The sequence below is a fragment of the Streptomyces sp. NPDC006174 genome (assembly GCF_040614075.1).
Taxonomy (GTDB): domain Bacteria; phylum Actinomycetota; class Actinomycetes; order Streptomycetales; family Streptomycetaceae; genus Streptomyces.
On record NZ_JBEXTJ010000001.1, the window covers coordinates 677,538 to 690,782 of the forward strand.

11 protein-coding genes and 1 pseudogene are annotated in these 13,245 nt (G+C 73.0%); 1 reads left to right on the forward strand and 11 read right to left on the reverse strand.

The genetic code is table 11. The features are described from left to right. Positions 1 to 6 precede the first annotated feature (6 nt). Together ABZ267_RS03120 and ABZ267_RS03125 are read right to left on the reverse strand one after the other, a co-directional pair. Complete coding sequence (locus tag ABZ267_RS03120) at positions 7 to 1,209, reverse strand: cupin domain-containing protein (RefSeq protein WP_356747952.1); 1,203 nt, start codon at positions 1,207 to 1,209, stop codon at positions 7 to 9. Then, on the reverse strand, positions 1,206 to 1,586 hold the full coding sequence (locus ABZ267_RS03125) for a BatC protein (protein ID WP_356747954.1): 381 nt from the start codon (positions 1,584 to 1,586) through the stop codon (positions 1,206 to 1,208). Before ABZ267_RS03125 ends, ABZ267_RS03120 begins: the two co-directional genes overlap by 4 nt. A gap of 613 nt (positions 1,587 to 2,199) precedes the next feature. On the opposite strand from ABZ267_RS03125, the gene ABZ267_RS03130 reads away from it, so the two are divergent. Continuing rightward, complete coding sequence (locus tag ABZ267_RS03130; protein WP_356747956.1) at positions 2,200 to 3,075, forward strand: hypothetical protein; 876 nt, start codon at positions 2,200 to 2,202, stop codon at positions 3,073 to 3,075. Positions 3,076 to 3,165: 90 nt separating this feature from the next. Here ABZ267_RS03130 and ABZ267_RS03135 read toward each other — a convergent pair whose 3' ends face one another. From ABZ267_RS03135 to ABZ267_RS03175, 9 genes and pseudogenes are all read right to left on the reverse strand, one after another. After that, positions 3,166 to 3,651, reverse strand: coding sequence for a DUF3291 domain-containing protein (locus ABZ267_RS03135; RefSeq protein ID WP_356747958.1), 486 nt, complete (start codon positions 3,649 to 3,651; stop codon positions 3,166 to 3,168). Between the two features lie 113 nt (positions 3,652 to 3,764). Continuing rightward, a pseudogene (locus ABZ267_RS03140) lies at positions 3,765 to 4,961 on the reverse strand (amidase family protein); the annotation flags it as partial. A 27-nt stretch (positions 4,962 to 4,988) separates the two neighbouring features. Further along, positions 4,989 to 6,440: a penicillin-binding transpeptidase domain-containing protein gene (locus ABZ267_RS03145; protein ID WP_356747960.1), complete on the reverse strand. Its 1,452-nt coding sequence runs from the start codon at positions 6,438 to 6,440 to the stop codon at positions 4,989 to 4,991. Beyond that, positions 6,437 to 7,825 carry an FtsW/RodA/SpoVE family cell cycle protein gene (locus tag ABZ267_RS03150; RefSeq protein WP_356747962.1) on the reverse strand — a complete coding sequence of 463 codons (1,389 nt, stop codon included), beginning with the start codon at positions 7,823 to 7,825 and terminating at the stop codon, positions 6,437 to 6,439. Before ABZ267_RS03150 ends, ABZ267_RS03145 begins: the two co-directional genes overlap by 4 nt. A 104-nt stretch (positions 7,826 to 7,929) precedes the next feature. Further along, on the reverse strand, positions 7,930 to 8,412 hold the full coding sequence (locus ABZ267_RS03155; RefSeq protein ID WP_356747964.1) for an SH3 domain-containing protein: 483 nt from the start codon (positions 8,410 to 8,412) through the stop codon (positions 7,930 to 7,932). Between the two features lie 105 nt (positions 8,413 to 8,517). After that, a complete protein-coding gene (locus tag ABZ267_RS03160; protein ID WP_356747966.1) occupies positions 8,518 to 9,861 on the reverse strand; it encodes a HAMP domain-containing sensor histidine kinase in 1,344 nt (447 codons plus the stop codon). Then, entirely contained in the window at positions 9,858 to 10,586 is a 729-nt protein-coding gene (locus tag ABZ267_RS03165) for a hypothetical protein (RefSeq protein WP_356747968.1), read from the reverse strand. Before ABZ267_RS03165 ends, ABZ267_RS03160 begins: the two co-directional genes overlap by 4 nt. A gap of 99 nt (positions 10,587 to 10,685) precedes the next feature. Beyond that, on the reverse strand, positions 10,686 to 11,000 hold the full coding sequence (locus tag ABZ267_RS03170) for a zinc-ribbon domain-containing protein (RefSeq protein WP_356747970.1): 315 nt from the start codon (positions 10,998 to 11,000) through the stop codon (positions 10,686 to 10,688). Continuing rightward, a complete protein-coding gene (locus tag ABZ267_RS03175) occupies positions 10,997 to 13,159 on the reverse strand; it encodes a PBS lyase (RefSeq protein WP_356747972.1) in 2,163 nt (720 codons plus the stop codon). Before ABZ267_RS03175 ends, ABZ267_RS03170 begins: the two co-directional genes overlap by 4 nt. Positions 13,160 to 13,245 lie beyond the last annotated feature (86 nt).

Consider the following 13,245-nt stretch of genomic DNA (forward strand, 5'->3'; position numbering starts at 1 on the left):
ACCGGGTCACTCTCCGGCGGGCACGAGCACGCCCGCGCGCAGCAGTCGTCCGACGAGCGCGACGCCGAGCTCACCGGCGGCCCGGGCCTCGCCGTCCAGGAGGCGGGACACGGACGGCAGGTCGGCCTCGGAGAAGTCGAGCCAGCCGACGCGCGTGGTCAGGCGCGAGCCCGCCAGGCGCGCCTCCAGCGCCGCGCGGAGCCGTACGGGCGTGTCCGGACCGAGGCCGTCGACGGCGGCGAGCTGGGCCAGCGGCCCCAGCGGTGCGGGGCGCTCCTGACCTCGCCGGGCCCGGTGGAAGAGCGGAGCGGGGTCGGCCTTCGTGACGGCGGCGATGAGGAGTTCGCGGACCGCGTCGAGCTCGCCGTCCGGTCCGTCCACGCCCAGGGGCAGGGTGCTCCGCATCCGGGGGTCGTCGCGCAGTGCGGCGAGGGCCGCCTGCGCGAGCTGCTCGGCCAGTGCGTACCGCGTCCAGGTGTGGATGCCCAGCGTCACATGCACGGAGACCCCGGCCTGCGCCTCGGCGGCGTGCAGCCAGCCCCGTGGCAGATATAGGACGTCGCCGGGCTCCAGGACGGCATCGAGGTGAGCCTCGCCGCGCGCCGCCTCGGCCACGGCGGACCGGTGATCCGTCCAGGGCTGGTCGCGCAGCGGATCGGGGTGTACGGGCTCGTGGACGAGCCAGCGCTTCGTGCCCTCGATCTGGAGGACGAACACGTCGTGTACGTCGTAGTGGGCGTCGAACCCACGGTTCTGCGGCGGGGTGACATAGGCGTTGGCCTGCACCGGATGGCCCAGCTCCGCGCTCAGCCCGGCCGCGAAGTCAGCCACCGGCCCCCAGGTGCGCTGGAGCGCCTGGAGCACGAGCGTGGCGCCGTCGGCGAACGCACGCCACAGGGCGGTGTCGTCGAGCTGGTCGGCGATGGTGGCGCCGACGCCGGCCGGTGAGGTGAACGTCGACTCGGGAAGGGTGGCACCGTCCTTGGCGACGCGGAGGAAGGGCGTACGCAGGCCGCGGTGCGAGATCAGTTCATCGACGGCGGCCGTGGAGAACAGGTCGGAGAAATCGCTCGTGCGGGTGAGCAGCGGCTTCCTGGCCCAGACGTCGCGGGCGAACTCCTCCCTGCTCAGCCCGGTCAGACGTGTCTCCAGGACCCCGGCGCCCGGGGCGGCGCCGACGTCCTGGAGTGTGGTTCGGGACGTGCTCAAGAGCGGCTGCCGGACTGATCCGCGCCGCCGTCCGCACCTCCGTCCGCACCTCCGTCGGCGCCTCCGTCGTGGACGCCGGGGGTGCCGGCCGCGCCGCCGTCCGCGGGCCCTTCGGCTCCACCGTCCGCACCGCCGTCGGCTCCGCCGTCATGGACGCCGGGAGTGCCCGCCGCGCCGCCGTCCGCCGGTCCTTCGGCTCCGCCGTCGGCGCCTCCGTCGTGCACGCCAGGGGTGCCGGCCGCTCCGCCGTCGGCCGGTCCTTCGGCTCCGCCGTCCGCGCCGCCGTCGGCGCCTCCGTCGTGCACGCCCGGGGTGCCGGCCGCTCCGCCGTCCGCGGGGCCCTCCTGCTGGTTCGGGTCCTGCTCGGGGTTGGCCATAATTCCTCCTCTGAGCAAATGACTGAGACCGGGCTCCATGGGCGAAGCCCGTAATCACCGTATCGCCGCAGGGCGGAAGCAACGATTCGAGCGGCGGGAAGCCGGGGAATGAGGTGACGGGACCGGCATTCACCGCCTGCCAGGTGTCGACCAGGCGCTGACGAGGCATTTACCAGGCCATCGACCAAGGAGGAAGCGACCGCCGAGAAGTCCACGGAAGGCAGTCACTCCATGACCTGACCGGTGGCGAGCCGGAACTCCGGCGACGTCTGCGGCGAGCGCCGGAGGAAATACGGGAAAGCGCCGGTGCGCAGTGTGACGTGATTCCGGCGGGTCCGCACATCACGATCGGCGGCCCGTGTTCTCGCGCCGCCGATATTCGATGGACGGAGTGCGGCGCGCCGCACGGGCCCCGTTCACCACGGAACCTTGGCGGGCGGCGGTCGGGACGGTCTCGGCGCCGAAGGAATGGCTGCGCAGGCGCGAGCCGTTGGAGTGAAGGAGAGCATCGGGCGTCCGGTCGTCGGGGGAATTGTTCCGGGAATTGTTCCGGCCCGGTACCGAATCCGGCCGTATTGAAATTCCGTTCGCAAACGTGTCGTACCGTGAGCGCATGACCACCCCGCCTCAGCCGCCGCAGGGCCCGTACGGCCCGCCGCCTCCGCACCCGCAGCAGAACCCCTACGGCCCGCCGGCCGCCGCTCCCGGGGTGCCGCAGCAGCCTTACGGCTACCCGCAGCAGCCTCCGGCCGCGCCTCAGCAGGGCGGCGGCTGGGGTCAGCAGCAGCCCGGTGCGGCCGGCTGGGGCGGTCCGGGCGCGGGCGGGTGGCCGCCGCAGGGGCCGGGGGCGCAGCCGCCGCGGAAGAAGCGGACCGGGCTGATCGTCGGCATCGTGGTGGGCGCGGTCGTGCTGGCGGGCGGAATCGCCTTCGGCGTCTCCCAGTTGGCCGGGAAGACCACCGACGCGGCGTTCCCGGACGCCGAGTACAAACTCGTCCTGGAACAGAAGCTGCTGGACGGCGAGTTCACCCTGGCCCAGGACCTCTCGTCGACCGAGGGCAAGAAGATCGAGAAGATGTACGACCCCACCGTCCGGGACGCGAAGGCGGTGGTCGGCCAGTACAGCTCGGCCAAGGGCGGGGCGCTGGTGATCTCCGGGATGTACGGGAGGTTCGCCGACCCGGACGTGATGACCGGCAAGATGATGGACGGCGGGGCCGAGGGAGAGGGCGCGACCGTCGTCGTACCGCCGAAGAAGTTCACTCCTGCCGGGTACGACGTCACGCTGGAGTGCCAGGTGCTCCAGTCGGACAAGGGTGGCATCAAGGCCAACGTTCCGATGTGCGCCTGGGGCGATGACAACACGGGAGTGTCGGTGGGGATCATCCGCGCCGAGACCGCTCTGAAGGACGCGTCGACGATCGACCTGGAGGCGGCGGCGGCCGAGACCGCCGAGATCCGCGAGGAGATCCGCCGGCCGATCGGCTGACGCGGGCGCCGCGCACGTTGGTTTGAGCGACGCCACGCACCCCGCGATACGCGGCGCCACGCATCGCAGGGTGCGCGGCGCCCGCGTCGGTCAGTGCGCCGCCGCCGGTGCCGGAAAGCGAGCGCGCAGCGTGAACGCCCGTTCCGTCGGGCCGTGTTCGCGGAGGTGCAGCAGGCGCTCCTCGGCGTCCGCGACCGTCGGGCGCTCACCCGCCGGCACCCACCACAGCGCGGTCATCGCCTCACTCACCTGCTCGAACCACTCGCGGCGCCGGCGCAGCAACTCCCGGTGCCGGCCCGCGTACATGAACCCGGTCAGCGCCTCCGCGTCCTGCCACACCGACAGGTTCACGATCAGCCACTCGTCCCCGAACACCGGTACGTCGGTGGCGTTCCCGGAGTCCGAGCGCAGCCGCCACACGAAACCCTCGGCTTCGTCGGCGACCGCGTTCACCGGGTCCAGCCCGTCCACGAAGTCCTTCAACTGCGGTGAATCCAGCGGAAATCTGAGCCGCGCGATGTTCACCTGGGCCAACTCGTGTGTTCCGCCGCCTGTTTGCGTCCCGATGGAGGTCATGGCCGCACGGTAGGCAGAGCGTTCTCCACCGCGCGGGCCATTCCGAGCAGCGAGACGTCCGTCCCGCGCGCCGCCACCAGCTGGAGCCCCACCGGGCAGCCGTCCTGCGTCTATCCGGCGGGCAGGCTCGCCGCCGGATGGCCGCTCAGGTTGAACGCCCAGGTCAACGCGGTCGAGTACAGATCACCCGGGCCCTCGTGACCGTGCGGCCGGTTCGGTGTGGCCGGGCTCAGCAGCAGGGGCGCGGCGGCGAAGAGCGCGTCGAGCCGTTCGTCGTTCGCCCGCCGGACCGCCACCGCCCCGGCGTCGTCCGGTGACCCGTCTCGTACCGCCTGCCAGGCCCGGCCCGGATCGAGCAGCCCGCACGCAACCTCCACCAGGCGTACGGTCCCGGCCGCGACCAGCCGGTCCACCGCCGCCCGCACCACGGCCGCCACCTCCGGGTCCACCTCCGCGAACCCCAGGTCCTCGCTGTACACGGCCGCCGGCGGCAGGCCAGGGCCTCTCGTTTGGATCGTGCCTGGCTCGCGGGCCCCGGAACGCGCTCCCCCAAGCTCTCGGCTTCGCTCGCGCAGGGAGGGGCCCCCTCCGGTGTCGTCAGTCGCCCATGCTCCTTCCCCGAGCTCTCGACCCCGTTCGAGCAGGGGAGACCCCATCCGACTGCCTCCTCCGCCTTGCAGCTGTACGCACCGGACCCCGCTCCCTGATCCGGCCTGATCCAAACGAAAGGCCCTGGGCGCGGCGAGCTCCTCGTATCCGGGCAGCACATGGCGTACGTACCGCTCCGCGTCCGCCGCCGACCTGGCCAGCACCCCGGCCGACGCGAGGCCGGACCGGTCCGGCGACGGGAGCAGCCCGTTCGTCGTCTTCAGCCCGAACACGCCGCACCACGCGGCCGGGATGCGCACCGACCCGGCACCGTCGCTGCCCGTCGCCAGCTCCACCATTCCGGCCGCCACCGCGACCGCCGCGCCCGCCGACGAACCGCCGGGCGTACGGTCGGCCCGCCACGGGTTGACCGTACGGCCGTGCGCGCCTTGGCCCCAGGTCTGCCAGTAGGTGCCGGGCCCGGGCACCGAGGTCGCGCCGACCGGGACGCCGCCGGCCGCGATCAGTCGGCGGGCCGCGTACGAGCGGATGCCGGTCGGGCCCTTCACGGCGAACGGCAGCCCGCGCAGCGGCAGTTGTCGAGCCTCCGGCTCACGGGCCAACGCCTCCTCCGGCCAGACCTCGGTGAACGCGTTGAGCGCCGGGTCCAGCCGGGCGATCCGCTCCAGGGCCCGCGCCACGGCGGACGGTCTCCTCGTCATGGCCCCAGTCTCGCCGGAAGGCACAGCTCACTCCTCCAGCGCCGCCTCCATCACCGCCCGCGCGATCGGGGCCGCGCTGCCGCCGCCGCTGATGTCGGCCCGGTCCGCCGCCGCGTCCTCCACGACCACCGCGACCGCGACGGCCGGTCGGCCGGAGTCCGGAGCCTGGGCCCAGGAGATGAACCAGGCATACGGGAGGCCCGAGTTGTCGACGCCGTGTTGCGCCGTGCCGGTCTTGCCGCCGACCGTCACGCCGTCGATCGCCGCGTTCGACCCGGTGCCGTTCTCCACCACGTCGACCATCATCCGCTGGAGCTGCACCGCCGTGGACGGGCTCATCGCCCGCTCGTAGGAGCGAGGACCCTGCTGCTGGACCGTGTCGCCGTCCGCCGCGGTCACCCGCTCCACCAGGTACGGATACCGCAGGTCGCCGTGGTTCGCCACGGCGGCGGCCACCATCGCCATCTGGAGCGGCGTCGCGGTCGTGTTGAACTGGCCGATCGAGGAGAGCGCGAGCTGGTCCTGGCTCATGTCGGTGTCGAAGTTGCTCTCCGCCACTCCGGACGGGATCCGCAGCTCCTTCTCGTTGAAGCCGAAGTGCTCCGCCGTCTCCGCCATTCCCTCCAGCCCGACCTGCACGCCCAGGTGGGCCATCACCGTGTTGCAGGAGACCCGGATCGCGTCGGCCAGCGACGCCTTCTCGCAGCCGCGCGCCTCGTTCGGCAGAACCGTCCGCGTGTTCGGCAGGACGTACGGCGACGGAGTGTCGGTCGGCGCGTCCGCGTCCTTCACCACCCGGGCGTCCAGCGCCGCCGCCGCCGTCACGATCTTGAAGGTGGAGCCCGGCGGATAGGTCTGCCGGATGGCCCGGTTGAGCATCGGCAGGCTCTTGGCCGCGTTGAGCCGGGTCCACGCCTCGGTGACCGCCGGGCCGGTGCCGGAGAGGCGCTCGGGGTCGTACGACGGCGTCGAGACCAGCGCCAGGATCCGGCCCGTCGACGGCTCCAGCGCGGCGACCGCGCCGCGCCGGCCGCTCAGTCCGGCGTACGCGGCGCGCTGCATCGACTCCTTGATCGTCGTGACGACGTTGCCGCCGGGCTGCCGGCCCCGGGTGAACTCGTTCCAGAACGGGGCCAGAGCTGAGTCCGTACCGGAGAGGACGCCGTCCTCGGTGTTCTCCAGGAGCGTGGTGCCGTACGTCTGCGAGGCGTATCCGGTCACCGGCGCGTACAGCGGGCCGTGCAGATAGGTGCGCTCGAAGCTGAGCTGCTCGCCGGTCTCCTTGTTGCCGGTCACGGCCCGGTCGCCGACCAGGATGTCGCCGCGCGGCTGGTCGTAACGGGCGATGGTGGTACGGCGGTTGGCCGGGTTGGCGTCCAGCTCGTCGGCCTCGAAGAGCTGGACGCGGGCCGCGTTGGCGAGCAGCGCCACGAGCAGCACGAGGCAGAGCGCGGCGGCCCGCCGGATGTAACGGATCACCGGTCCTCCTTCGCTGTGCCGGCAGCGCTCGCGATGACCCCGGTCTCCACCTGTTCCGGCTGCGGTCTGCGCGCGACGTCGCTGAGCCGGATCAGCAGCGCCACGATGATCCAGTTGGTGACGACGGACGAGCCGCCCTGCGCCAGGAACGGCATCGCCATCCCGGTCAGCGGAATCAGCCCCATCACTCCGCCCGCGATCACGAACACCTGGAGCGCCAGGATCGAGGCGAGACCGATGGCCAGCAGCCGTCCGAACGGGTCGCGCAGCGCGAGCCCGGCCCGGTAGCCGCGCGCCACGAGGAGCGCGTACAGCAGGAAGATGGCGGTCAGGCCGCTCAGGCCCAGCTCCTCGCCCGCCGTCGCCAGGATGAAGTCGGACTTGGCGGCGAAGCCGATGAGGATGGAGTGGCCCGTCCCGAGACCGGTCCCGAGCATGCCGCCGGCCGCGAACGCGAAGAGCGACTGCGCCAGCTGGCCAGGACCCCGGCCCGCGTCGATCGAGGCGAACGGGTCCAGCCAGTCCTGCACCCGGCTGTGCACATGCGGCTCGAACGAGCCGACGACGAACGCGCCGACGGACGCCAGCAGCAGCCCGACCGCGATCCAGCCGGTCCGGCCGGTCGCCACGTACAGCATGATCACGAAGAGTCCGAAGAAGAGCAGCGAGGTGCCGAGGTCCCGCTCCAGCACCAGCACGCCGACGCTGAGCAGCCAGATCGCCACGATCGGACCGAGCACCCGGCCGGTGGGCAGTTGCAGTTTCCAGAACGTGCGGCCGGTGTAGGCGAGCGCGTTGCGGTTGGCGGCGAGGTAGGCGGCGAAGAAGACCGCGAGCAGGATCTTGGCGAACTCGCCGGGCTGGAACGAGAGTCCGCCGATCCGGATCCAGATCTTCGCCCCGTTCACCGCCGGGAAGAAGATCGGCACGATCATCAGGACGAGCGCGGTGGCGACCGAGAGGTAGGCGTAGCGCGCGAGCACCCGGTGGTCGCGGAGCAGCACCACGACGACGGCGAAGAGCGCGACGCCGAGCGTGGACCAGATCAGCTGCGTGGGCGCGGCCTGGTCGCGCGGGGTCTCCAGGTCGAGCCGGTAGATCAGCACCAGGCCGAGCCCGTTGAGCAGGACGGCGATCGGCAGCAGCAGCGGATCGGCGTACGGAGCCCGGAAGCGGACCGCGACATGGGCCAGCAGCGCCAGCGTGCCGAGCCCGGCGCCGTAACCGGCGACATCGGGCGGCACGGCACCGTCGTGGGCGAGGCCGACGGCCGCGTAACCGTAGACGGAGATCAGGACGGCCCCGATGAGGAGCGAGAGCTCGACCCCGCGCCGTCTGGGCAGGCGGAGCTCGGGCGGGGGAGCGTCCGCCGTCGTTGCGGTCATGGATCGCAACGTAGCAAGAGGCGTGCCGTATTTCCCTTATGTCATAGCGCGTCCGCCTGGAAGCCGGTGGCTTCCAGGCGGACGCGGTGTGCCGTGCGGTGCGGTCAGCAGAAGCGCGGCGCCGCGCCGATGTTCTCGATGTAGCGCGCCGAACCCCACGCCCACGTGCCGTCGGTCAGCAGGTACCAGCGGTTGTTGCCGTCGACGTTGTCGCCCGTCGTCTTGCAGAAGATGTTGACGACGGTGCCGTACTTCACCGAGCCCACGACCTTGCTGCTACGGGTCGGCTTGTCGCGCAGCAGCAGGTACGGACTGGCGACGACCCGGCCCTTGTAGGTCTTCTTGGGGGCCTGGGGCTTCGCCTGGTTCTGCGTCTGCGCCTCCTGGCGGGCCTCGTGCTCGCGCTGGAGGGCTGAGGCGGAGAGCTCGTCGGACGACGGGGCCGAGGTCGTGGCCTCGTTCCGGTGGTCGACGGGGTGCGGGTCCGCCGCCAGAGCGGGAGCGGCGGCCGTGACCGCCGCGAGGGCGCCGGTGGCGACGCAGAGACCGATCCGGCGGAACCGCGCGGGGCGGGACAGGGGGGACATGCTGCCTCCAGGAGGAAGGAACGGGCCGTGGGGGACGCGAGCCGGGCTCGCCCTCGTCACGCTAAGTTGGCCACGGAGCGTCCGCAACGCGCACTGTGCGTGACGTCAGCCCGGACCGGCCGTTCCCGCGCCCTCGTCACCCTTGTTCCTGGCGGAATCGCCGTCACCGAGGCGTACGTACTCCGGCAGCGTCAGCCGGGCCAGCGCCCCGCCGTCCGGGGGATTCAGGAACTCCAGCCGCGCTCCGATCACCGCCGCCTGGCCCATGGCGATGGTCAGCCCGAGTCCGTGGCCCTTGCCTGCGCCGTCCGTGCGGAACCGCTGCGGACCGCCTTCCAGGAGGTACGCCGGAAAGCCCGCGCCATGATCGCGTACGGAGACCACCGCACCCTCCACCGCCAGCACCACCGGGCCGGTGCCGTGCCGGTGCGCGTTGGCCACCAGGTTGCCGAGCACCCGCTCCAGCCGCCGCCGGTCGGTCTCCACCGGAGCCGGATCCACGACCCGCACCTCGGTCTCCGTGCCGGAGGCCCGGACGAGCCGCTCCACCACCGGCCCGAGGTCGTGCACGGCCAGGTCCACCTGTTCGGTACGGGCGTCCAGGCGCGAGATCTCCAGCAGGTCCTCGGTCAGCGACCGCATCGCCCGCACCCGGTCCCGTACGAGCTCCGCCGGACGGCCCGGCGGCAGCAGCTCGGCGGCGGCCGAGAGACCGGTGAGCGGAGTCCGCAGCTCGTGCGCCACATCGGCGGTGAACCGTTGCTCCGTCTGGAGCTTGCGCTGGAGGCTGGAGGCCATGGTGTCCAGTGCGCCCGAGACGATCGCCACCTCGTCCTGGCCGCGCACGGGACGGGCCGTACGAGGGTCGCCGACCCGGGCGTCGAGGTCGCCGGCGCTGATCCGGCGGGCCACCCGGGCCGTCTGGTGCAGCCTGCGGGTGACCCGGCCGACGGCGAAGAGGCCGACGACCAGTGTGGCGGCGATGGCCAGCAGCGAGGAGCCGATGATCGCCCGGTCCAGGCCGCCGATGGTGTGGGCGCTGTGGCTGTAGTCCGTCCAGGTGGCCAGCGCCCGGCCGTCCGCCGGGCCCGCCGCCCACATCGCCGGACCGCCGCGCCCGTCCGGATCGCCGGGCCGGTGCGGGCCGTCCGCGACGATGGTGCCGCGCTCGCCGTCGGCGGCCAGGTCGCGCAGCGAGGCGGGCAGGCCCGGAGGGTCGATGCCGGAGCCCCTCGGCAGCGGCTCGCCGGCCTCGTACGCGTCGGTGACCACCTCCAGCCGGGCCAGCGCCTTCTCGCGGGCGTGGGAGACCGTCTGCCGGGTCACCGCGGTGTGCACGAGGACGCCGAGGAGGGCGGCGAGGGTGCAGCACATGGCGGTGAGGAAGACGGCGGACTTCCAGGTGAGGGTCGCGGTCCAGGCGGGTGAGCGGAAGCGGCGCCGTCTCATCGGGCGGCCGATGCGGAGTCCGAGGGGCTCGGTGTCCGGCCGCGGTCCGTGTCCTCGCGCCGCTCCGGTACGCGCAGGATCTCGTCCCGGGTGGCCAGCATCGCCTGCTGCCGCTCGTCCCAGGACCACGCGGTGCGGTACTCGTACCCGGAGATCACCGAAGGCGCCCGCAGGATCAGGTCCTTGCCCGCCAGCTCCACGCTGATCACCGCGTCCGAGGTGGACATGATCCGGGTCAGTCCGCTCCGGTCGGCTCCGTCGGCCCGGTACGCGTGCACGGCCAGCTGGCGTTCGGGCATCCGGATGCCGAGCACCAGTTCGTCCCTGCCGTCACCGGTCAGGTCGAAGTAGTACGGCGCCAGCACCGGGCAGGCGTCCGGAGACGTCCGGCAGGCCCGGATCTGCCGAACCGTCGCGTCGGGCAGCTCGTCCAGCCCGCTGTCCCGGTTCGTCTTCGCCTTCAGCCCGGCCTGTGTCACCGCGACCGGGTCCAGCCGGTGCACGTCGCCGCCCGGCACGGTGATCCCGGGGATCTTGGCCGTCTCGCCTTCGCCGTAGTCGTACGGAGCGGCTGAGGCGGGCGGCAGGCCGGGCCAGAGGCGGGCGGGCTCGACGGCCGACGGGGCCTCGCCGGCGCTCTCCAGCCCGCCGGCCGAACCACAGCCGCTGAGCAGGGCGAGCCCGGCCACGGCGGCTGCGACGGTACGGACGGCGAGCGGGCGCACGGCCGGCCCTCCTCAGGGACGAAGGACGAAGGGTGACAAGGGGCTACACCCTAGGACGTGTCCGTACGCAATGCCCACTTCGTACCCGTACGGCAGGCTTCAGCGCTGGAACGGGCTCTGTCCCGGCTGCTGGAAGCCCGGCTGCTGCGGGCCCTGGCCCTGGCCGCCGTCCGGACCGGCGCCGTGCTGGGCGAGCAGCTGGTCGGCCTGCTCCTTGGATATCTGCTGCTCACCGCCGCAGAACGTGCACTGCGTCGCGTACTTCGTCGAGAACGGGAAGAGCGGCACGAAGAACAGCGTGAACTTCGTGACCCGCTTGCGCAGCGTGTGCGCCGCCGGATTGCCGCACCAGCCGCACACCATCGTCAGGATGGCCAGCTGGTAGAGATAGCCCTTGGTACCGAAAATGATCATGCCGTGCTTCCTTTTCCCGTCTTCCCCGTGCCCCGGAGTGCCTGCCGGCACAGCGCCAGGAGCTTTTCGTCCTCATAGGTGTCATGGCTCCCGTACCCGCCGTCCAGCGCGTTGTGACGGCGTACGGAGCAGAGCTCGGCGCGCAGCACCTGTGCCGCCGCGGACGCCGGGCCGACCGGACCCATCCGTGCCAGGCATTCTGCCACCCGGACGCGGACATGGCGGTTCTGCTCCCAGGCGGCGAGGAGCACCTCCGTACTCTCCTCCTGCCGTCCGGTCACCTCCCAGAGCGCGATCGCCGCGTCCACCCGCAGCCACAGCTCCTCGTGGCTCAGCAGCCCGCGCAGCCGAGGTGCGACCACCGCCGCCCGCGGCCCGAGCGCACCCAGCGCCGTCGCCGCTCCGCGCCGGTCGTGCACCTGGTCCGAGCCGAGCCCCTCGATCAGCACCGGCAGCACCGCGTCCCGGTCCCCGGCCACCGCCCAGAGCGCCTCGGCCGCCTCCGTCGCCGTCCCCGGCCGCCGCAGCATCGCCCGCAGCTCCGGCACGGCCTCCCGCGCGGCCGGCCCGAACGAGCCGAGCGCCCGCAGCGCCGCCGTACGCAGCCACTCGCCCCGGTACTCCGGCGCGCCGCGCAGCACCCGCAGCACCTCCGGCGTCGCCTCGCCCGCCCGCAGCCCGGTCAGCCCGGCCAGCAGCGGGCTCGCCCGGTCGTACGCGCCCTCGTCCAGCGCCACTCCGGCCAGCCTGCGCCGCAGCGCACCGGCCAGCGGACGGCCGGCCGGCCCGAGATGCGTGACCGCGAAACCCACGTCGTGCGGCACCTCCGGCAGCTCCAGGGCCGCCGCCAGAGCGGGCACGGCACGGGCGTCGCCGAGCCGGGCCAGCGCCTTCACCGTGGAGCCCAGCCCCGGCGGACCGCTGGCCCACTCCTTCACCCAGCCGCCGGGATCGGCCGCCAGCCGGGCCGCGAGCGCGTCGGCGGTCGGCGCGGCCAGCGAGAACAGCTCCTCCAGTACGTGGGAGGCGGCGTCCGCCAGCCGTGGATCCGGGTCGGCCAGCTGGTCGCCGACGAGCGCCACCAGCTCCTCGTACGAGCCGCGCCAGGCCCGTATCAGCCCGCCGCTCATCCGTACGGCGTCGATGCGCTGCCAGCGGTCCGGGCTGCGGAGCTGGTCGACGAGGAGAGCCGTCCGGTCACCGACCCGGTCGTCGAGGCCGACGTGCAGCGTGCGCAGCAGATCGGCGGCCCACGGCGCGCCGCGTCCGGCGTTGTCCTGGGCGGAGAGCGCGCGCAACTGGCCCACCAAGGTCGGTGCCGCGGCCTGTTCGGCCCGGGCCACGTCCGTACAGCCGACCGGTTCGGCCTCCGGCTCCGCCTCGGTGTCAACGTCCGGCTCGCCGTCCTGGTCGAGCTCCGGCGCGCCGTCCGGTGCCGTACGCAGCTCGCGCAGCAGCCCGGACACGACCGGCACCACATCGCGGGGCAGCGCGTCGGGTGAGCAGCGCGCCAGCTGGGCCAGGGCGGCGAGCCGCAGTCCGGGCGCGCGCTCCCGGTCCGCCAGCAGGGTCAGCCACTGCGCCACCCGGCCCGCCAGTGGACGGTGGCGCAGGGCTATCCGTCCGGCCGCCTCCACGAGGGCGAGCCGCACCTCCTCGTCGGGTTCCGCCGGCAGCCGCTCCCGCAGCAGTGCGAGGACCCGGACGGGATGCCGGTGCAGTGTGGCGAGCGCCAGCGGGGCCGCGAGCCGCACGCCGGGGTCCTCGTCGGCGATCAGATCGAAGAAGACTCCGGCTCCGGCGGTGACCGCGGCCGCCGCCATCGCGTAGTTCGCGGCGCCCTCGATCTCGTCCTCGTCGATCTCGTCGTCGTCCTCGTCCAGATCGAAGCCGCCGATGCTGGTGAGGAGCTCGACGACGCTGCCGCGGTCCTGCACCTCCGGGTCCACGGCGAGCTCGAACAGGAACGGGATGCACGCGAGCGTGCAGGCGTACACGTCTCCTTGGTGGTGCACCGCTCCGTACATGCCGTCGAGCGCGCTCTCCCGCTCCGCCGGATCGGCGGAGGCGAGCCCCCTCAGGAGCACCGGCACGTCGTCGGCGGGCCCGTAGGCATGCTCCATCGACGCCCAGTCGACCTCATCGATCCCCGAGAACACGCCATCCCCTCCCCACGTCACGGCAGCGTCCGGAGGCTCCACCGGTCTCCGGCACACCTGTTCCCCATGCCCCTGCTGCGCGTCCC